Origin of the sequence: Streptomyces mutabilis, from assembly GCF_046628145.1 — a bacterium.
Lineage (GTDB): Bacteria > Actinomycetota > Actinomycetes > Streptomycetales > Streptomycetaceae > Streptomyces > Streptomyces mutabilis.
Genome location: NZ_CP176874.1, coordinates 2,502,607 through 2,522,546 on the forward strand (window position 1 = coordinate 2,502,607; position 19,940 = coordinate 2,522,546).

At 75.2% G+C, this 19,940-nt stretch carries 12 protein-coding genes; 9 read left to right on the forward strand and 3 right to left on the reverse strand.

Annotation, left to right across the window (positions count from 1 at the left end):
• Positions 1 to 9: 9 nt before the first annotated feature.
• Together ACLIN4_RS11180 and ACLIN4_RS11185 are read right to left on the reverse strand one after the other, a co-directional pair.
• The gene (locus ACLIN4_RS11180; RefSeq protein WP_107479582.1) at positions 10 to 879 is read right to left on the reverse strand and encodes an ATP-grasp domain-containing protein; all 870 of its coding nucleotides are present in this window, start codon (positions 877 to 879) and stop codon (positions 10 to 12) included.
• 4 nt (positions 880 to 883) lie between these two features.
• Positions 884 to 1,591 (reverse strand): FadR/GntR family transcriptional regulator, encoded by a 708-nt coding sequence (locus ACLIN4_RS11185; RefSeq protein WP_100046955.1) that lies wholly within the window; start codon positions 1,589 to 1,591, stop codon positions 884 to 886.
• Between the two features lie 174 nt (positions 1,592 to 1,765).
• On the opposite strand from ACLIN4_RS11185, the gene ACLIN4_RS11190 reads away from it, so the two are divergent.
• Genes ACLIN4_RS11190 through ACLIN4_RS11200 form a run of 3 tightly spaced genes read left to right on the forward strand, consistent with a single transcriptional unit; the run spans position 1,766 to position 6,046 of the window.
• Positions 1,766 to 3,163 (forward strand): SLC13 family permease, encoded by a 1,398-nt coding sequence (locus ACLIN4_RS11190; protein WP_290014690.1) that lies wholly within the window; start codon positions 1,766 to 1,768, stop codon positions 3,161 to 3,163.
• 59 nt (positions 3,164 to 3,222) lie between these two features.
• Entirely contained in the window at positions 3,223 to 4,680 is a 1,458-nt protein-coding gene (locus tag ACLIN4_RS11195) for an acyl-CoA synthetase (RefSeq protein ID WP_100046953.1), read from the forward strand.
• Entirely contained in the window at positions 4,673 to 6,046 is a 1,374-nt protein-coding gene (locus ACLIN4_RS11200) for a carboxyl transferase domain-containing protein (RefSeq protein WP_411575729.1), read from the forward strand. The genes ACLIN4_RS11195 and ACLIN4_RS11200 overlap by 8 nt, the downstream gene beginning before the upstream one ends.
• Before the next feature lie 236 nt (positions 6,047 to 6,282).
• Here the strand turns inward: ACLIN4_RS11200 and ACLIN4_RS11205 are convergent, their stop codons facing one another.
• Positions 6,283 to 9,927: a S8 family serine peptidase gene (locus ACLIN4_RS11205; protein ID WP_411575730.1), complete on the reverse strand. Its 3,645-nt coding sequence runs from the start codon at positions 9,925 to 9,927 to the stop codon at positions 6,283 to 6,285.
• Between the two features lie 226 nt (positions 9,928 to 10,153).
• Between ACLIN4_RS11205 and ACLIN4_RS11210 the strand changes: the two genes are divergently transcribed.
• The 6 genes from ACLIN4_RS11210 (at position 10,154) to ACLIN4_RS11235 (ending at position 19,850) form a co-directional block, all read left to right on the forward strand.
• The gene (locus ACLIN4_RS11210) at positions 10,154 to 10,510 is read left to right on the forward strand and encodes a CU044_2847 family protein (RefSeq protein WP_179342674.1); all 357 of its coding nucleotides are present in this window, start codon (positions 10,154 to 10,156) and stop codon (positions 10,508 to 10,510) included.
• Positions 10,507 to 12,171, forward strand: coding sequence for a trypsin-like peptidase domain-containing protein (locus ACLIN4_RS11215; protein ID WP_411575731.1), 1,665 nt, complete (start codon positions 10,507 to 10,509; stop codon positions 12,169 to 12,171). Before ACLIN4_RS11210 ends, ACLIN4_RS11215 begins: the two co-directional genes overlap by 4 nt.
• Positions 12,172 to 12,228: 57 nt before the next feature.
• On the forward strand, positions 12,229 to 13,254 hold the full coding sequence (locus ACLIN4_RS11220) for an AAA family ATPase (RefSeq protein ID WP_289903383.1): 1,026 nt from the start codon (positions 12,229 to 12,231) through the stop codon (positions 13,252 to 13,254).
• The gene (locus ACLIN4_RS11225; protein WP_411575732.1) at positions 13,254 to 17,180 is read left to right on the forward strand and encodes an SAV_2336 N-terminal domain-related protein; all 3,927 of its coding nucleotides are present in this window, start codon (positions 13,254 to 13,256) and stop codon (positions 17,178 to 17,180) included. Before ACLIN4_RS11220 ends, ACLIN4_RS11225 begins: the two co-directional genes overlap by 1 nt.
• Before the next feature lie 133 nt (positions 17,181 to 17,313).
• Positions 17,314 to 18,363, forward strand: a complete 1,050-nt coding sequence (locus ACLIN4_RS11230) for a rod shape-determining protein (protein ID WP_307652868.1) — start codon at positions 17,314 to 17,316, stop codon at positions 18,361 to 18,363.
• A gap of 50 nt (positions 18,364 to 18,413) precedes the next feature.
• Positions 18,414 to 19,850, forward strand: coding sequence for a GAF domain-containing protein (locus ACLIN4_RS11235; RefSeq protein ID WP_411575733.1), 1,437 nt, complete (start codon positions 18,414 to 18,416; stop codon positions 19,848 to 19,850).
• Positions 19,851 to 19,940 lie beyond the last annotated feature (90 nt).

The following is a 19,940-nucleotide window of genomic DNA, read 5'->3' on the forward strand; positions in this document are numbered from 1 at the left end:
CGGCCGCGTTCAGCGGGCCGCGTCCAGCACCGCCTCCGCCACCCGCGGCACCGACCGCTCGTGCAGCCACAGGAACAGGTTCGGCTCCACCAGCTCCAGTTCCATCACCCGCGGCCGCCCGTCGTCCCCGTCCACCAGGTCCACCCGGGCGTACAGCAGCTCGGGCGCGTCCGGTACGGCGGCCAGGGCGCGTTCGGCGACGGCGACCTCGGCCGCGGTCGGCGTCCAGCGCTCCAGGCCCGGGTGCGCGACCTTGCGCTCGTCGTACGGCGTCCCGGGGGTGAGGACGGCGCCCTTGCGGCCGGCGTGCAGCAGGCGCCCGCCGAAGAACTGCAGCGCCCGCTCCCCGGCGGTGTCGACGCTGCGCACGTACGGCTGCACCATCGCCGTGAAGCCCTCGGCGTGCATCCGCTCCACCTGCCGTACGGCGACGGCGTGTTCGTCGGGCGTGTAGCGGGCGGCGAAGCGGGCCCCCGCGCCGGAGGTCGGCTTGACGACGTACTCGTGGCCGTCCGGCAGGTCGACGGCCTCACCGGGCGCCGTGTAGCGGGTGGGGACGGTGGGCACGCCCGCCTCGGCGAGCTCGCCCAGGTAGCGCTTGTCGGTGTTCCAGCGCACGACGGACGCCGGGTTCGCCAGCCGCGTCAGCTTCCCGCACTCCTCGGCCCACGCCGTGAACTCGTCCGCCCGCCAGCTGTAGTCCCAGGTGGAACGGATCACGGCGAGGTCGAAGGACGCCCAGTCGACGCCGTCGTCGTCCCACACCTCGGCGGACGCCGTCGCGCCCGCGTCCGCCAGGGCCCGCACCAGCACCGGCAGGTCCCGGTCGACGCTGACCTGCGGGCCGGGGCGGCAGGTGACGAGTGCTATTCGGGGCATGGCTCTATCGTTCCTCTCCCGGGTCCCAGTCCAGCAGGCGGACCTTGGCGACCGTACGGACGTGGCGGCGCATCGCGGCGGCGGCCTGCCGGGGCAGGCGGTCGGCGATCGCATCGAGGATGGCCCGGTGCTGGGCCAGGGAGCGGCCGGGCCTGCCGGGCTGGCGCAGGGACTCGGTGCGGCTCTCGGCGATCTGGTGGGCGATGGAGCGCATGAACTCCGCGAGCAGGCTGCTGTGCGCCGCCGCCGTCACCGCCGCGTGGAACAGGCGGTCGCCCTCGACGCCGTGCCCGCCCCGCTCGACCTCCTCGGCCATGACGGCCAGCGCGGACCGCATCGCGGTCAGGTCGTCCTCCGTGCGGCGCTCGGCGGCCAGTTCGGCGAGCTTGGTCTCCAGCGCCTCGCGGGCCTCCAGGACGTCCGGGAGGCGCCGACGGCGTTCGACCATGTTCTCGACGGGCTCGACGTCGAGGCTGTCGCGCACCAGGTACGTCCCGCCGCCGTGCCGCGCCTCCACCAGGCCCTGGACCTCCAGGACCACGATCGCCTGCTTCACCGAGGCCCGGCTGACGCCGAGGCGCTGGGCGAGGTCCCGTTCGGGCGGAAGCCGGTCGCCGGCCCGCAGGCCGCCGTCGGCGACGTACTGGCGCAGCCGCTGAAGCACCTGTTCGTACAGGCGCTGCTTGGTCATGGGGCGCAGGGCGTCGGTCACGGTTCCCCCTCTCGCCGGGAGCGTAACACCGGGCCGTCGGTGGCCGAGTGGCTGAGCCAATTCGTGCGCGACCCCTTGACGCGGCCCTGGAGCGGGCCCACGCTGGCCGACCAGTCGCACCGTCCAAGTGGCTCAGCCACTGAGCCAGTCAGGTCAGCCCTCGGGAGCCCCCGCATGTCCCCCGAACTCGTCTCGATCCTCGTCCTCGTGGTGGTGTTCGTCATCGCCACCACCCGCTCCGTCAACATGGGCGCCCTCGCCTTCGCCGCCGCCTTCGGGGTGGGCACGCTCGTCGCGGACCTCGACGCGGACGGCATCTTCGCCGGTTTCCCCGGCGACCTCTTCGTCGTCCTCGTCGGTGTCACCTACCTGTTCGCGATCGCCCGGGCCAACGGCACCACGGACTGGCTGGTGCACGCCGCCGTCCGGCTGGTGCGGGGGCGGGTGGCGCTGATCCCGTGGGTGATGTTCGCGCTCACCGGCGCGCTCACGGCGATCGGCGCGGTCAGCCCGGCGGCGGTCGCGATCGTCGCGCCGGTCGCGCTGAGCTTCGCCACCCGGTACTCGATCAGCCCACTGCTCATGGGCACGATGGTGGTGCACGGCGCCCAGGCCGGCGGCTTCTCGCCGATCAGCATCTACGGCTCGATCGTCAACGGCATCGTGGAGCGCGAGGACCTGCCGGGCAGCGAGGTCACCCTCTTCCTGGCCTCCCTGATCGCCAACCTGCTCATCGCGGGCGTGCTCTTCGCGCTCTTCGGCGGGCGGAAGCTGTGGGCGCGGGGCTCGGTGCCGACGGACGGCACCGGCGAGGCGGGCACGGAGCCCGCGGGCAAGGAGGCCCCCGGCACCGGCACGACACCCGGCACCGGCACCGGTTCCGGCGCCCGCACCGATACCGCGGGCACCTCCCCCACCGCCGTCGCCGTCCGCCCCGACCAGGACACCGGCGACGGCACCGGCGACGGCCTCCGCCTGACCCCCGCCCGGATCGCCACCCTCACCGCCCTGATCGCCCTCGTCGTGGCCGTCCTCGGCTTCGACCTGGACGCGGGACTGACCGCCGTCACCCTCGCCGTCGTGCTGAGCACCGCCTGGCCGGACGACAGCCGTCGCGCGGTGGGCGAGATCGCCTGGTCCACGGTGCTGCTGATCTGCGGTGTCCTCACGTACGTCGGTGTACTGGAGGAGATGGGCACCATCACCTGGGCCGGCGAGGGCGTCGGCGGCATCGGCGTCCCGCTGCTGGCCGCCGTGCTGCTCTGCTACATCGGCGCGATCGTGTCGGCCTTCGCCTCGTCCGTGGGCATCATGGGGGCGCTGATCCCGCTGGCGGTGCCGTTCCTCGCGCAGGGCGAGATCGGGGCGGTCGGCATGGTGGCGGCGCTCGCGGTGTCCGCGACGGTCGTGGACGTCAGCCCGTTCTCGACCAACGGCGCGCTGGTGCTGGCCGCGGCGCCGGACGTCGACCGCGAGCGGTTCTTCAGGCAACTGATGGTCTACGGAGGGATCGTGGTCGCGGCCGTGCCCGCGCTGGCGTGGCTGGTGCTGGTCGTGCCCGGCTTCGGATAGACCCGGGTCGGGAAACCGGCCATCGCGAGCAGCAGAGAATCGACTAAGGAGTACGACGCGTGTCCTCTCTCTTCCCCGCCCTCTCCCCGGCCGCGACCGGCGCCGGGGCCGACCGGCCCGCCCTGCGGTTCGGCGAGCGCTCCCTGACGTACGGGCAACTGGCCGCCGCGGCGGGCGGCACGGCCGCACACATCCGCGGGGCCGGGCGGGTCGCCGTCTGGGCGGCACCGGCGATGGAGACCGCCGTCGCCGTCGTGGCGGCGCTGCTGGCCGGGGTCCCCGCCGTACCGCTCAACCCGAAGTCGGGCGACAAGGAGCTCGCGCACATCCTGTCCGACAGCGAGCCGTCGCTCGTCCTGGCGCCCCCCGGCGCCGAACTCCCGTCCGCCCTGGGCGGCCTGGAGCGTATCGACGTCGACGTGCACGCCACCGCTCCCGTCCCCGAGGACCGCGCCGACGACGCGGACCCCGCCCTCGTCGTCTACACCTCCGGCACCACCGGCCCGCCCAAGGGAGCGGTCATCCCGAGGCGCGCGCTGGCGACGACCCTGGACGCGCTCGCCGACGCGTGGCGGTGGACGGGCGACGACGTGCTGGTGCAGGGGCTGCCGCTGTTCCACGTGCACGGCCTGGTGCTGGGCGTCCTCGGCCCGCTGCGGCGCGGCGGTTCCGTGCGGCACCTGGGCAGGTTCACCACCGAGGGCGCGGCCCGCGAGCTGAACGACGGCGCGACCATGCTCTTCGGGGTGCCGACCATGTACCACCGCATCGCCGAGGCGCTGCCCGCCGACCCGGAGCTGGCGAAGGCGCTGGCCGGGGCCCGGCTGCTGGTGTCGGGCTCGGCGGCGCTGCCCGTGCACGACCACGAGCGCATCGCCGCCGCGACCGGACGCCGGGTGATCGAGCGGTACGGCATGACGGAGACGCTGATGAACACCAGCGTGCGGGCGGACGGCGAGCCGCGCGCCGGGACGGTGGGCGTGCCGCTGCCGGGCGTCGAGCTGCGGCTGGTGGAGGAGGACGGCACCCCGATCACGGCGCTGGACGGGGAGAGCGTGGGCGAGATCCAGGTGCGCGGCCCGAACCTGTTCACCGAGTACCTGAACCGCCCCGACGCCACCGCCGCCGCCTTCACCGAGGACGGCTTCTTCCGCACCGGCGACATGGCGGTGCGCGACCCCGACGGCTATGTCCGCATCGTCGGCCGCAAGGCCACCGACCTGATCAAGAGCGGCGGGTACAAGATCGGGGCCGGTGAGATCGAGAACGCGCTCCTCGAACACCCGGGGGTGCGGGAGGCGGCCGTCACCGGCGAGCCCGACCCGGACCTCGGTGAGCGGATCGTCGCGTGGATCGTGCCGGCCGACCCCGCCTCGCCGCCCGCCCTGGAGCCCCTGGCCGACCACGTCGCCGGGCGGCTCGCCCCGCACAAGCGGCCCCGCGTGGTCCGGTACGTGGACGCGCTGCCGCGCAACGACATGGGGAAGATCATGAAGCGGGCGCTGGCCGATGGCTGACCGCCTGTCCGCGCGGGCGTTCCTCGCCCTGCTCACCGACGACTTCGCCGAACTCCCCCACCCGCCCGACCGGCCGGAGCCGTCCGACGGCCCCCTCGGCTGGGACGGTTACGGCGCCTCCCGCGCCCGCGCCGCCGCACGCACGGGCGAGGCGGAGTCCGTGGTCTGCGGCACCGGGCGCGTCGAGGGCACCCGGGCGGTGCTGCTCGCCTTCGAGTTCGGCTTCCTCGGCGGCTCGCTGGGCCGGCACACCGGTGACCGGCTGGTCGCGGCGTACGCGTACGCCCGCGAACACCGGCTGCCGGTGGTGCCGTTGGTCGCGACCGGCGGCAGCCGGATGCAGGAGGGGATGCTCGCGCTGACCCAGCTCCAGCGGGTGGCCCGGCAGTCGGCGCTCACCCGGGAGGCCGGGCTGCCGCAGATCGCCGTGTTGCGCGACCCGGCCACCGGCGGCGGCTGGGCGACCCTGGGCGCGGGCGCCGACGTGGTCCTCGCGCTGCCCGGCGCCCAGGTCGGTTTCGCCGGGTCCCGGGTCCGGCCGCCGGACGCCGACCCGGCGGCGTACACGGCCGAGGCGCAGGTGGCGGCGGGCAGCGCGGACGCCGTGGTGCCGACCGGGGAGCTGCGCGCGACGCTGGGGCGGTGGCTGCGGCTGCTGACCGCGCCGTCGGACGGACCGGCGCCCGTGCCGGAGCCGCTGGGGGCGCGGGACCTGCCGGTGAGCGGCTGGGACGCGGTCCGGCGGGCCCGCGCCCCCGAACGCCCGCGCGCCGGGGCGTACCTGGACGCCTACTTCACCGACCGCGTCGCCCTGTCCGGCGACCGCTGCGGCGGCACCGACCCGGACGGCATGCTCTGCGGCTTCGGCGAGCACGCGGGCCGGACGGTGGCGTACGCCGCCCAGACCGGGACGGCGACCCGGCCCGCCGGCTACCGCACCGCCGCCCGCCTGCTCCGCCTCGCGGACCGGCTCGGCATCCCGGTGCTGACCCTGGTGGACACCCCGGGCGCGGCCGGTGACGCGGAGGCGGAGCGGCAGGGCGCGGGCCCGGCCATCGCCGACCTGTTCGTCGCGATGGCGTCGGTGCGCACGCCGGTGACCACGCTGGTGATCGGCGAGGGCGGCTCGGGCGGGGCGTTGGCGCTGGCCGCGCCGGGCCGCACCTGGGCCACGCCGGACAGCTACTTCTCCGTCATCGCGCCGGAGCTCGCGGCGGCGATCCTGAAACGGGGTCCGGAGGAGGTCGAGTCGACGGCGAATCAACTGCGCCTTTGTCCGGCCGACTTGGCCGAGCTGGGCGTGATCCGAACAGGCGAGCAGTTGTTCCCTGGAACAGGTGATCGTCGCTCTGAAGAACGCATGTGACTGCAGAGACCAACGATACTTACGGTGTGCACGCAACGGGCTGCAGACCGTAGTCGACGCACATGTCCCAAGCAGTACCGAGTCCCACACAGCACAGCGCAAGGAGCTGCACGATCATGAACCTTCTCACCGACATCCTCGCCGGCCTCGTCCACTTCGTCGGCTGGCTGGTCTGACGGTCCGAGAAACCAGGCGGCGCCGCCTCCCCGTCCCAGGGAGGCGGCGCCGTCCGCTTGTCAGCGCACGGCCACGGCCCGCACGATCTCCTGCGTGACCGAGCCGCCCCGGTCGTCGCGCGCCGAGGCCCGCAGCGAGACGTGCCCGGCGTCACGGGGCACGCTCAGCGTCCCGTGCCAGGACGCCTCCCCGTCACCGCCGCGCAGCCGGACGTCCTGCCAGGTCTTCCCGGCGTCGTACGACACCTCCAGCTTCCCGCCGCCGATCGTCCCGGTGTCCGGCGCCCCGGCCACGTACTCGGCGCCGATCCCGACCCGCAGCTTCTTCCCGCCGCGCACCTTCCCCGCGAGGTCGGTGTCGACGTCGAAGGAGAGGTTGATCAGGGGGAGGTAGGTCCAGCGGTCCTCCGGCACGGCGGCCGAGCGGAAGGTCCACTCCGCGTGCCCCTCGGTCCCGAGGCCCCAGCGCCCGGCGTCGAGCGCCGTCTCGGTGACCAGCTTGTACGTGCGCTCGTCGGCCGGCGCGTCCGACACGTACGCGGCGGAACTGGGACCCTGGTCCACCAGCTCCCCGTCCAGGTACACGGACGTCGTCTGCGTCATCCCGCTGCCCTCGCTCCACACGTCGCCGAAGCCGGTGTGGTCGGGGCCGGAGTCGCCCCAGCCGGGGGCGTTGAACTGGAGCCGGTTGCCGACCCGCTGCTGACCCCAGCCCAGCCCGGTGCCGAGGTAGGGGTGCCACACCGGCTTGAACCAGTTCAGCTCGGTGTGCGAGCCCCCCTCGTACCGGACCGTCCCCGACCGCTGCTCCAGCGCGCCGTCGGCGGTGGTCACGGACTCGTGCCACAGCTGGCCGGGTCCGGTCGACACGTACTCGGTGCGCTCGGCCGGGAAGTCGATCCGCTCCTTGAAGCCGAGGCCGATCGGGAAGGTGTCGGTGATCGAGTACCGGAACTCGCCGCCGCTCGCGGGCTCGGCCGCGTGGTACCTGGTCCGCAGCTCCGCGAGGCCCCGGCGCCCCGGATCGTAGGTGAGGTCCCGGTCGGGCACGGCGCCGCGATGGCCCTCGGACAGGTCGTACGTGTAGGGGCTGTTGCGCGTCCCGGTCATGTCGACCCGGCCGGCCTCCCGCAGCCGCTCCGCGTCGGCGGCGCTCACCGTGGCGATCTGCAGCGGCCGGTCGGCGTTGTCGTCCGTGCCCCACCAGGACATCAGCCGCCCGGGCGCGTCGTCGGTGACGAACAGCGCCTTCACGCCCGCGTCCTGCGCGGCCTGCGCGAGGTCCGTCGGCTCGGTGCCCCCGGTGAGCTCGGCGAGGACCGCCTTGCCCCGCACGCCGTCCGGGAAGGGACCGTCCCCGACGTCCACCAGCGGCAGTCGGCTGCGGCCCTCGATCAGGGTGCCGCCGGACTGGACGGCGGCCTCACCGATCCCCTTCACCTCCAGCAGCGGCTTGCCGAGCCGCCACACCGTCCGGTACTCGAAGTCGCCCTCGGTGACCTTCTTTCCGGTGGGCGCGGCGAAGACGCTGTCGTACGTCAGGGGCACCTGGACCGCGCCGAACAGGTCGGAGCCGTTCGCGCTGCGGTCGTACTCCATGAGCAGTTGCCGCGTCTCGGTGCGCTTGTCGACGTCGGCGCTGATCTCGCGCAGCTCGGTGCCGTCGAGGGTGATCTCGCGGTCCCGGTCGACCACGACCTCGGGCGCCGCGAGGAAGCCGAGCCCGAGCGAGTCGGCGCCGTGACTGCCGCGCACGTCGAGGAAGGAGGTCAGGCTGTACGTCCCCGGCACGAGCCGCAGCTTCAGGGTTCCGGTGTCACCGACGTGCGCGGGGACGGGGTCTACGCCCTCGGCCAGGCGCTGGACGGTCAGGTCGGCCGGGGCGGCTGCACCGGCGCGGTCCTTGACGTGGACGGTGAGCGTGTACCGCTCCTCCTCCTTGACCAGCCCGAACGCCGTGTGCGCGACGGGCGTGCCGTCCGCGCCGGACGCCACGATCCGGCCGCTCGTCGTCCCGACCGGGGCCTTGGCGCCGTCACCGGTGACGGTGGTGGAGGCGGTGCCGTGCGCGGGCACGGTGAGGGTGGTGTCGGCGAGGGTGGCGACGCCCTCGGGGGCGCCCTGCACGGACAGCTTCAACTCCACCTCGGTGGCGGAGGAGTTGGAGTAGGTCACGGTGCGGGTGACCGGCTCGTTGGCGTCGTACGGCCACGAGTGGAAGCCGAGGTCGGCGCTGCCCGTCGCGGTGACCTCGGCGCCGATCGCGTCCGGCACGCTGACCCGGCCCGCGCCCAGCCGGTAGGCGGAGTCGTCGAGTCGCTTCGAGGTGGACATCAGCGCGTCCTTCAACTGCGCGCCGCTCCAGTCGGGGTGCCGCTCGGCGAGCAGGGCCGCCACGCCGGAGACGTGCGGCGTCGCCATCGACGTACCGTCCATGGAGGTGTAGTCGCCGCTGCCCTCGGCGAGCCGGGAGCGGGCGGCGAGGATGCCGACGCCCGGGCCCGACAGGTCGGGCTTGAGGGCGCTGTCCCCGTACCGGGGCCCCGCGCTGGTGAACCAGGCGGCCCGGTCGGCGGAGTCGACGGCGCCCACGGTCAGGGCGGAGTCCGCGGCGCCGGGCGAGCCGATGGAGGAGGGGGAGCCGGTGTTCCCGGCGGCGATGACGAACAGGGCGCCGGTCTCGCGGGACAGGGTGTCGACGGCCTGTGCCATCGGGTCGGTGCCGTCGCTGGGCTCGGTGGAGCCGAGGCTCATGGAGACGATGTCGGCGTCCACGTCCCGGGCGGCCCACTCCATGCCGGCGATGATCTGGGACTCGCTGCCCGTGCCCTGGTCGGACAGGACCTTGCCGACCGCGAGGGTCGCGCCGGGCGCGACGCCCTTCTCCTTGCCGCCGGAGGCCGCGCCGCTGCCGCCGACGGTGGAGGCGACGTGCGTGCCGTGGCCGTGCCGGTCGGCGACCTCCTCGCCCGGTATGAAGCTGCGGCTCTGCGCGACGCGGCCGTCCAGGTCGGGATGGCCGGCGTCCACACCGCTGTCCAGCACGGCCACCGTGACGCCCTTGCCGGTGAGCCCGGCCTCCCAGGCCTCGGGCGTGCCGATCTGCGCGTTGGACTCGGCCATGGCGGCGGTGACCCGCCCGTCGAGCCACACGCCGTCGATGGCGGTGCTCCGACGGGTGAATTCCCGCCAGAATGTACGACCCTTGTCCGCCTCGACGGCGGCCCCGCGCACGCTGGGCAGCGACCGCGTCCGCTCGGCGCCCTTCAAGGCGGCGGCCCGGGCGCCCTTGTCGTAGGTCACGATCAGCGGCAGCTCGCCGGTCTCGGTGTCGGCGAGCCCCTGCTCCAGCAGTTCCCCGATGTCGAAGAGCCGTGCGTCGAGGCTGCCGTCGCGCAGGTACGGCAGCGCCTCGTCGGGCACGACCGTGGTCCGCCCGCCGGTGCTGCGGGTGTGCACGGCCCCGGTGGCTCCCTCGGGCCGCTCGACCGTGACGGTCTGCCGGCCGCCGCCCAGGTCGCCCACGGTCACCCGGTCACCGGTGACGAGGGTGACGGTGCGGGTGGCGTCGCGGGCGTTCGCGGCCTGGGTGCCGGTCGCCGCCGCGGGTGGCTCCTGCGCCGTCGCCGTACCGGCCGGCAGCAGCGCGATCACGAGCCCCGCCGACAGGAGGGTCGCTCCGCGTCTGACTGGTCCTCTGGTCATCCACGTCTCTCTTCGTGTCGTCGTAGAGTGCTGTGACGATTGCTGAGAGCAGTCTCACGGGGCTTGTGGGACCGGGGAGTTGACCAGGGGTGGCGGTTAGGCGCCCTGGCGGGTTTCCGCCAGCCCCGCCCGGGACCGGCGGCGGAAGACGGGACACCGCCGAGTACCGTCCGTCACAATGAGGTCCCGCACGGGTACGGACGGCATACGGGGAGCGAACGGCTTCATGGACCGGTTGGTCGAGTTCAGCACCGAGGACGGTGCGCGGGTGGTCGTCGAGGGCGTCGAGGACGAGGACGGCGCGCGACTGGTCTCGCGCGGCGACGGACCGGCCCGGGCGGCGCGCACCTTCGAGGCTTCCCTGGAGGGCGTGCGGGCGGCGGCCGGGTCCGCGCTGCGGGTGTTCCGGGACGGCTCGCTCAGACCCGACTCGGTGGAGCTGGAGTTCGGGGTCAAACTGACCGCGGAGACCGGTGCGGTCATCGCGAAGGGGGCGGCCGAGGGCCATCTGGTGGTGAGGCTGAGCTGGTCGCCCGAGCACCCGGCGCGTCCGGAGGGACCGGACGCCGCGGGCCGGTCATGAGCGGTGCCGCGTGGCACGCCCGCGTCGAGTGCGGCACGGAGGTCGGCGCCGGGTTCCTCGTCTCGGGGCGCCGGTTGCTCACCTGCGCGCATGTCGTCAGGTGGAGCGGGGACGCCCCGGTCACGGTGACCTTTCCCGGCCACCGGGAGCTGGGCGAGCTGTCCGCCGCGGTCACCGCGCACGGCGGCTGGCGTGGCGGCGCCGCCGACCGCGGCGACCTGGCCGTACTGGAGCTGGAGCGTGAAGTGCCGCTCACCCCTGCCTCCTTCGCCCGCCCCGGCGCGGAACGGGTCGCGCCCGCCCCCGAGTTGGTCGCCTACGGCTTCCCAAAGGGGTACGACGAGGGCATGCTCGCCTCCTACCGGGCCGTGCCCGGCCCGCTCATCTCGGACGAGTGGGTCCAGTTGGAGGCACTGACGGGGCACGGGCAGCCGCTGGCCGCCGGGTTCAGCGGGGCGGCGGTGACGCTGGCCGACGGCACGGTCGTCGGCATGGTCACCGCGGTCGCGGGCGCCAGGGACGTACGCGTCGGCCGGATGCTGCCCGTCGAGGTCATGGCGCGCTACTGGCCCGAGCTCGGCGAGCTGGTGCCCACGCCCGGGCACCGGTCGGACGCGCGCAGGCGGCTGTACGCGCTGGTGCGCCGCGCCGAGGAGGCGGGCCTGCCGTGCGAACCGAACCGGCTGTACGTCTCCGCCATGGACGACTTCGCCCCGCCGCCGCCCGAAGGCGGTTTCGCCTCCCTGCGGGAAGCCGCCGCCTACGTCCAGTGGGAGGTGACGGAGCCGGGCGCCGTGGCCCGGTTCGCCGACCGGCTGGAGGAACTGCTGGAGGAACGGCCGCAGGCCGTCCCGCCGCGGCCCGCGACGTGGTCGCCCATCGTCGTGGAGATCGACCACAGCGGGGCCGGCGCCGACCAGGTCACCGTCGAGGTGTCCGCCTACCGGGACGGACGGCGCCGCCCGGTGGGCTCGCGCCGGATGGCCCGGAGCGCGGTGCGGGCCTTCGTGCAGGAGCGCATCGACGAGGCGTTCACCCAGCTCGACCCCGGCGCCGAGGAACTGATCACCTTCGTACTGCCGCGCGAGTGGCTCAACGAACCGGTCGCGCACTGGGCGTGCAGCGAGGACGACCCCACCCCGCTCGGCTGCGCCTACCCGCTGGTCGTCACCGACCGGTACCGCCACCGCAGTGGACGGCTCCGCCACCAGCTGCGCAAGAGGTGGCGCGAGCTCGGCGTCAGTCCGGGCGGGAAGCTGCACCGCGTCGAGTGCGGGACCCGGGAACGGCCGGCCGGGCTGCGCAAGCGGCTGCGGGACGGGGCGGAGCTGGCCGGTTTCGCCGCCCCGCCCCCGGCCGCCCGGGAACACTTCGAGGTCGGCCTCAACCTCCCCGTCCCGGTACTGCTGTGGCCGCGCAGGGGCTGCCCCGGCGACGGGCACGACGGCGCCTGCTCCGGCACCGCGTTCCTCGACGAACTCGCCGTGTCCGTGGCGGGGGTCCCGCCGTCCGAACTCCCCAGTCTGGTCATGGAGCTGCGCGAGACGGCGGACGCGGCCGACGTCCCGGACGAGCACTGGGCGAGGGACGTCCAGCTGCTGTGGGACGACCCGCGCTGCTTCGCCGAGCCCGCCGCCCCGCTGCACTCACCCGTCGGCTGACCCGGCCCGCCCCGCCCAGGAACCACCCGCCGCACCGATCGCTCGGAGAGAAGAACCATGCCCCTGTGGCCCGTCTACACCGGCGCGCCGGACCCGCACGACGGCATCACCAGGCTGCCCCCGCCCCCGCCCTGGCGTGCCTTCGACGGCCGCCCGCTGCTCGACCCGCCGGACGACGACGGCGACTGCGCGCACGCCTCCCCCGACCGCGCCCACCGCGCCACGACCTACCAGGCCACCGAGCAGACGGTGCAGCTGGTCAACGCGGCCCTCTATCTGCGGCGCCCGCTGCTGGTCACCGGCCCGCCCGGCACCGGCAAGTCGTCCCTGGCCTACGCGGTCGCACGGGAACTGCGGCTCGGGCCGGTCCTCAGGTGGAACATCACCAGCCGCAGCACCCTCCACGACGGCCTCTACACCTACGACCCGCTCTCCCGCCTCTACGCCGCGCGCCGGACCGCCGAACGCCCCGGCGACCCGGCCGGCGGCACCGGCATCGAGGACCACCTGCGCCTCGGCCCGCTCGGCACCGCCCTGCTGCCCTACGCCCGCCCGCGCGCCCTGCTCATCGACGAGATCGACAAGAGCGACCTCGACCTGCCGAACGACCTCCTGCACGTCCTGGAGGAGGGCCAGTACGAGATCCCCGAACTCGTCCGCGCCTCGCGGGACATCCCCGGCGGGCGGGCCGAGGTGCTGATCGACGGCACCGACCGGCGGGTACCCGTCGAACGCGGCCGGGTGCGCTGCAACGCCTTCCCGTTCGTCGTCCTCACCAGCAACGGCGAGCGCGAGTTCCCCCCGGCCTTCCTGCGCCGCTGCGTCTCGCTGCGCCTGCGGCAGCCGGACGACGACCACCTCGCCGAGATCGTCCGCGCCCACCTGGGCGAGCCCGACGGATACGCCCGGCAGCTGATCGACCGGTTCCTGTCCCGCGTGGGCAGCGGAGACCTGGCCACCGACCAGCTCCTCAACGCCATCTACCTGGCCCGCTCCTCCGGCCTGGGCACCGAGTCCCTGGACGAGCTGGCGGAGCAGCTGATGCCGTACCTGGGCCGGTCCCCGCAGCCCGACGCCTTCTGATGCCCGCCGACCGCCCCGGCCCGCCGGACCCCCTGCCCCGCCTGGCCGACGTCCTCGGCCGGGCGTCCTCGGGTGCCCGCCCGACCCCGCTGGAGCTCGCCGAACTCCTCTGGCTGGCGGGCCACATGGAATCGGCGGAGCGGAACCCGCCGGGCCCGTCGGCCGGTGCGGAGCCCGCGGAGCGCACGCCGCCACCCACACCCGGGCCGGCGGCGGAACGGCCCCGAGGGCCGCGGCGGGAGGACCGGCCCGACCCGCCGGCCTTTCCCCCGCCCCCGTCCGAGGCGACCGCCCCCCGCAGCCCCCTGCGCCTGCCGTCCCCGTCCCCCGCCCCAGGGTCGGCGGCGGCCGAACCGCACAGCGCCCTGCTGGCGCCCGCCCCGCCGATGCTGCGCCACCCGCTGGCGCTCCAGCGATCGCTGCGCCCCCTCAAACGCCGTACCGACGCCCCGGTGGGCCACGAGGTGGACGAGTCCGCGACCGCCGACCGCATCGCCCGGCTGGGCGCCGCCCCCGAGTGGTGGCTGCCGGTGCTGCGACCCGTGCGGGAGCGCTGGCTGCGGCTGAACCTGGTGCACGACGCGAGCCCCACGATGCCCGTCTGGCAGCCCTTGGTACGTGAACTGCACGCCGCGCTGGCCCAGTCGGGCGTCTTCCGCACGGTCACCCTGCACCGCGCGGAGGCCGACGGCACCGTCCGCGGCGAGGGCGCCCAGGCACCCGCCGACGGCCGTACGGTCACCCTGCTGATCAGCGACTGCATGGGACCGCAGTGGCGCGAGAGCCCGGCCGGCACCCGGTGGTTCGCCACCCTGCGCCGCTGGGCGCACCGGACGCCCCTCGCCGTCCTCCAGCCGCTGCCCGAACAGCTGTGGCGGGACACCGCGCTGCCGCCCGTCCCCGGCCGGCTGTCCGCACCGCACCGGGCCGCGCCCAGCGCGGCGCTGGACTTCACCCCGTACGACGCCACCGGGTCCCCCGCGCCCGAGGGCGCCGTGCACGTCCCGGTGCTGGAGCCCGGACCGGAGTGGCTGGCGAACTGGGCGTCGCTGGTCGCGAGCCCGGGCGGCGCCGAGTACCCGGGCGCGGCAGCCGTACTGCACCGCCCCCTGCCGGCCGACGCCGACGACCGCACCGACCTCGCTCGGCTGTCCGCGGAGGAACTGGTGCTGCGCTTTCGCGCGGGCGCGTCGTCGCAGGCGTTCCGGCTGGCCGGCCACCTCGCGCTCGGGCGCCCGGACCTGCCGGTGATGCGGCTGGTGCAGGCCGCCGTCGAGCCGGACCCGCTCCCCCGGCACCTGGCCGAGGTCATCCTCAGCGGCCTGCTCACCACGGTCCCCGGGCCTCCCGGCTCGTACGAGTTCCGCCCCGGCGTACGCGAGCTGCTCCTGCGCGGTCTGCCCCGCACCGCGCGGAACCGCACCCACGACCTGCTGCTGCGGACCGGCGGTCTGATCGACGAGCGGGCGGGCCGGTCGCCCGGCGAGTTCCGCGCGCTGATCCCCTCCCGGGACGGCACCGAACGCGCCGACGGGAACGGATCGTTCGCGGCGATCAGCCAGCAGAGCGCACGGCAGCTGTCCGCGCCGGGGCGACCGCCGGTCCCCTCGCCCTTCCCGCCCGTGCTGCGCGCGCGCTACCGCCCGGTGCGGCGGCTCGCACCGGCCGGGAGGATGTGGCTGGCCGAGGACACCGAGACCAACCGGACCGTGGCGGTCCGGCTGCACGCCCGGTTGCCCGACCCCGCAGCGCGCCAGGCGTTCCTGCGGGACGCGCGCCGCCTGGCGGAGATCGATCACCCGAACGTGGTGGCCGTCCTCGACGGCGGCATCGACGACGACGTGCCGTACGTCGTCATGGAGCACCTCGACGGCATCGCCCTGCACGCGCTCGTCCGCTCGAACGGCCGACGACTGCCGGCGCCGCTCACGGTGTCGGTCGGGGCGCAGCTCGCCCGCGCGCTCGGCGCCCTGCACGCGGCGGGCGTCACGCACGGCGGTCTGGAGGCGTCCCGGGTGGTCCTGCTGCCGGACGGCACGGCCCGGCTCAGCCTCTTCTCACCGGGGCGCACCTCAGGCCCGGCCGGACGCTCCGAGGACCTGCGGGCCCTGTGCGACGTCATGCTGCTGCTCACGTCGGGGACCTCGCGCCTGACCGTCCCGATCGAGTCCCGCCGCCTGGACCGGCTGCCCGAGTCCCTGCGCATCGACTACGCGCACGCCTTCGACCAGCTGATGTTCCCGTCGCTGGAGACGCAGACCCGGGGCCGGGACCTGCTCACGCATCCCGGACTGCCGGCCCGGGCGCGGGAGGCGTACGAACCGCGCCGGTACCGCGCCCTGGGCCCGCTGCGGGTCGACCTCCCGGACGGCTCCCGCACGCTGCCGCCCGCCGTCCGCGCGCTGCTCGCCACGCTGCTGCTCAAGCACGGCCGCACGGTGACGCACGAGGAACTGCGGTGGGGGCTGTGGGACCCGGGCGACGAGCCGCGCGACCCGCGGGCCGAGGTGACCAGGGCGGCCGAGGAGCTGGCCGCCGTCCTGGGCCCGGGCGTACTGGCGACGTCGGCCCACGGCTACGCCCTGCACACCAGCGCCGACCACGTGGACGTGGTGCACTGCGACGAACTGGTACGCCGGGCCGACGCGGCGCGGCTGGCGGGCGAGCTCGCCGAGGCCCACGCCCACGTCACCGAGGCGCTGTCGCTGTGGCGCGGCACCGAGCCCCTGGCGGACGTGCCCGGCCCCGGCGCCCGCACCGCCCGCACCCGCCTCACGCGGCTCCGCCTCGCCCTGCACACCAAGCGGGCCGAACTCGACCTGGCCCTGGGCGAGTACGACCGGGCCGCCGACGACCTGGCCGGGCTGCTGCGCGCGCACCCGCACCGGGAGGACTTCCGCCGCCTCTACCTGATCGCGCTGCGCCGCCAGGGCCGAGGCGAGGAGGCGCTGGAGGTCTACGAGGAGTACGAGCTGTCCGGAGGGCGGAGCCCGGCACTGGTGGCGCTCGGCCGGGAACTGCGCGAGGAGCACGCCGGGCCGGCGGACGAGGCCCCGTGGGAGCAGTACGAGGGGGCGGCGGTCCCGGACGGGCCGGACACGGTCGTATCCGCGCCGGACGAGCTCCCGGAGGGGCCCTTCCCCACGGAGGACGGCCTGTGGACGCCGCTGCTGGGCGAGGACGAGGGCGAGGAGGGCCGCCCCGCCGAGCAGGAGGCGGAGGATGCCGAGGAGATCGCCGTACGGGCCGGGGAGACGGAGACCGACGCTTCCCGCTTCCCCGTGGATATGTGGGAGATCCCGGCGGGAGAACCGGTGGGGGCCATGGCGGGGGGCGCATGGGGCCCCGGGTCGGAACACACGGCGCACGACGCCGACGACGCCGACATCGACACCGACTTCCACGACTGCGCCCGCTACACCTTCCCCGACGGCTCCCCGGACGGCGAAGCCCCCGCGGCCCTGCACCTCGTCGTCACCGACCTGCTGGCGGACAGCGGGCTGCACGGTGACGCGTACCAGCTCCTGGACGACCGGGCGGGCAACCTCCTCGTACTGCTGGCGCCACGGGTGGAGGCAACCCCCCTCCTGCGGGCGACCGTGGAGGACCTGCCCGGGCGGCTCGCCCACCTGGGAGGTGTGCGGCTGCTCGCGGAGTTCTGGCAGGTGGAGTTCCGGCTCGACGGCGGCGAGGAGCGGGCCTTCCGCGCCGACCCCCGGTCGGTCCGCGACGCCCTGGACACCTCCGGCGCCCAGGCGGTCATCGCCGTCTCGGACTCCCTGTACTACGACGAGGTGTACGAGGAGGGGCAGGACGGCCCCGTCTTCCCCCCGGACACCTTCCGGCCGCTGGCCGACGACACCGGCTGGTACCGGCCGGTCGGGCGGGCCACCGCCGGGGGACCCGGGGCACCGGCCGGCCGCTGACCGCACACCCCCCGTTCGGCGGCCCCCCGCCCGGCCCCCTCCAGGACGCGCCCGCCCCCTCCTCCGCGCACGATGCCAAGGAGGCCGGCCACCAGCCGGCCCCGCACGGTCCGCGCTCTCGGGAGGATCCGCCATGACCGCCAGTACCGCCAGTCTGGAGCAGCTGCGCCGCTGCCACTTCGCCGTCGACCTGGGCGCGGCGCGGACACGCGTGTACGTCAAGGGCGCCGGGCTCGTCGTCGACCAGCCGTCCGCCGCCGCGGTCAACACCCGCACCGGCGCGCTGATCGCGGTCGGTGAGTTCGCGGAGAAGATGACGGGCCGCACCCCCGGCTACATCCGCGTCGTACGGCCCGTCTCCGGCGGCACGGTCGTCGACATCGAGATGGCCCAGCGCATGCTGCGGCACCTGCTCGGCGACAAGATCCGCCGCGCCCTGCGCCGCAAGCCCCGGCTGCGCGCCGCCGTGTGCACCCCGCACGACGCGGATCCCCTCTCCCAGCGGGCGGCGATCGAGACGCTGGTCGGGCTCGGCGCGCGCCGGGTGGAACTCGTCGACACGCTGATCGCCGCGGCCGTCGGCTGCGGGCTGCCGGTGGAGCAGCCCGAGGCGACCATGATCATGGTGTGCGGGGCGCACGCCACGCAGGTCGCGGTGCTCTCCCTCGGCTCCATCGTGACCGCCGAGCGCATCCCGGTCGGCGGGGAGGCCGTCGACCACGCGATCGTGCAGCTCCTGCGCCACCAGCACGAACTGGTGCTGCCCAGCCAGTCCGTGCGCCCGTTGCAGGTCGCCCTGTCCGGCAACGGCCTGACGCCGCAGGGGCCCGCGTCCACGGAGATCCACGGCCGGGACGTGGCGACCGGGCTGGCGCGCAGCGTGCGGGTCGACACCGCCGCCGTGCGCAACGCCATCCAGACGCCGCTGACCGCGGTGCTCGACGGGATCGGGAAGGTGCTGCGGGACTGCCCGCCGGACCTGGTCGCGGACCTCGCCGACCGCGGGATCATGATGGTCGGCGGCAGCGCGCTGCTCCCGGGCTTCGACCAGATGCTGCGTCAGGCGACCGGCATGCCGGTGCACATCGCGGAACGTCCCGACGTGTGCGCGGTCCAGGGCCTCGGCACCATGCTGGAGGGCCGCATCGAGCCGCTGGCGCTGAACCCGACGTCGGCCGACTGACCGCCGGCGCGCCAGAACGCGGGCCGACGACACCGACGAAGCCGTACGGCATGAGCGACCGGTCCGCGCCCCGACTGACCCGCCTCCTCGAAGCGGTCCTGGAGGTCGGCACCGACCTCGATCTGCGCGGCACCCTGCAGCGCGTCGTGGACGGCGCCGCCGAGCTGACCGGCGCCTCCTGGGCGGAGCTGGCCATCGCCGACCCCGCCCGGGGCGGCCTCGCCGAGATCCGCACGCCGGGCCGCGACGGCGCACCCGAACCGGCGTCCCGGCTCCGGGTACCGATCCACGTGGGCGACGAGGAGTTCGGCGAGCTGCGTCTGGCCGGTCGGTCCGGCGGCGGCCCGTTCACGGCCGAGGACGAGCAATCGGTACGGGTCCTGGCCACGCAGGCTGGCATCGCGATCGGCAACGCCCGCCTGTACGAGACGGCCCGTCGGCGCGAGCGCTGGATCGAGGGGGCCGCGGCCGTCACCAACGCGCTGCTCACCGAGGAGAGCGCCGGTGACGCGCTGACGACGGTCGCCGAACGCGCCCGGCTGCTCGCCGACGCCACCGCGGGCGTGATCCTTCAGCCGACGGCCGAGGGCGGCATGGAGATCGTGACCGCCTCGACGCCCGAGGACCCGGACGGCATCGTCGGCGCGACGATCGCGCCGGGCAGTCCCGTGCTGGAACAACTCCTCGGCGGGGAACCCGTCTTCGTCACCGATTCGGCGACCGACCCGCGCATGACGACGCACGTACGGCACCGCTTCGGGCCGAGCATGCTGCTGCCCCTGCGGGCGGACGGCCGGCTGATCGGCACCCTCGCCCTGCCCCGCCGCCGCGGCGACCGCCCGTACACGGCCGTCGAAGGGCTGCTCGCGACGCAGTTCGCCTCGCAGGCGGCGCTCGCCCTGGTCCTCGCCGACGCCCGGCGCGGCCGGGAACGGCTCGCCGTCTACGAGGACCGGGACCGCATCGCCCGGGACCTCCACGATCTGGTGGTGCAGCGGCTGTTCGCCACCGGGATGATGCTGGAGTCCACGCAGCGCCGCCCGGGCGCGGACGACGTACGGGACGCCCTCGACCGGGCGGTGGACGAGCTGCGGTCCACGGTCCGGGAGGTCCGTACGACGATCCTGGCGCTGCGGCAGCCCCCGACCGGCCCGCCCACCGGGCTGCGCGGCAGGGTGCTGCGGGAGACCGCGTCCGCCGCCGCCCGGCTCGGCTTCCCGCCGTCCACGCACTTCACCGGCGCGGTCGACACCCGCGTACCGGACCGGGTCGGGGACCGTCTGCTCGCCGCACTGCGCCAGGCCCTGTCCGACACGGCCGGCCGCCCGGACGTGACCCGCGTCGAGGTCGTCGTCGACGCGAGCGCCGCCTCACCCGACGGCCGGGAGGGCGTACGGCTCACGGTCCTCGACGACGGCGGGAGTGCCGCGGGCGGGGACGGGGGCGACGTCGCGGGGACGACCTTCACCTGGTGGGCCCCGCTCTGAGCACGCGCGGGGCGGGACGGCGCCGCGACGGACGGCCGGCGCCCTCGCCCGCCCACGGCCCGTTCACTGCCGGGACCCGGGTGTAGTCAC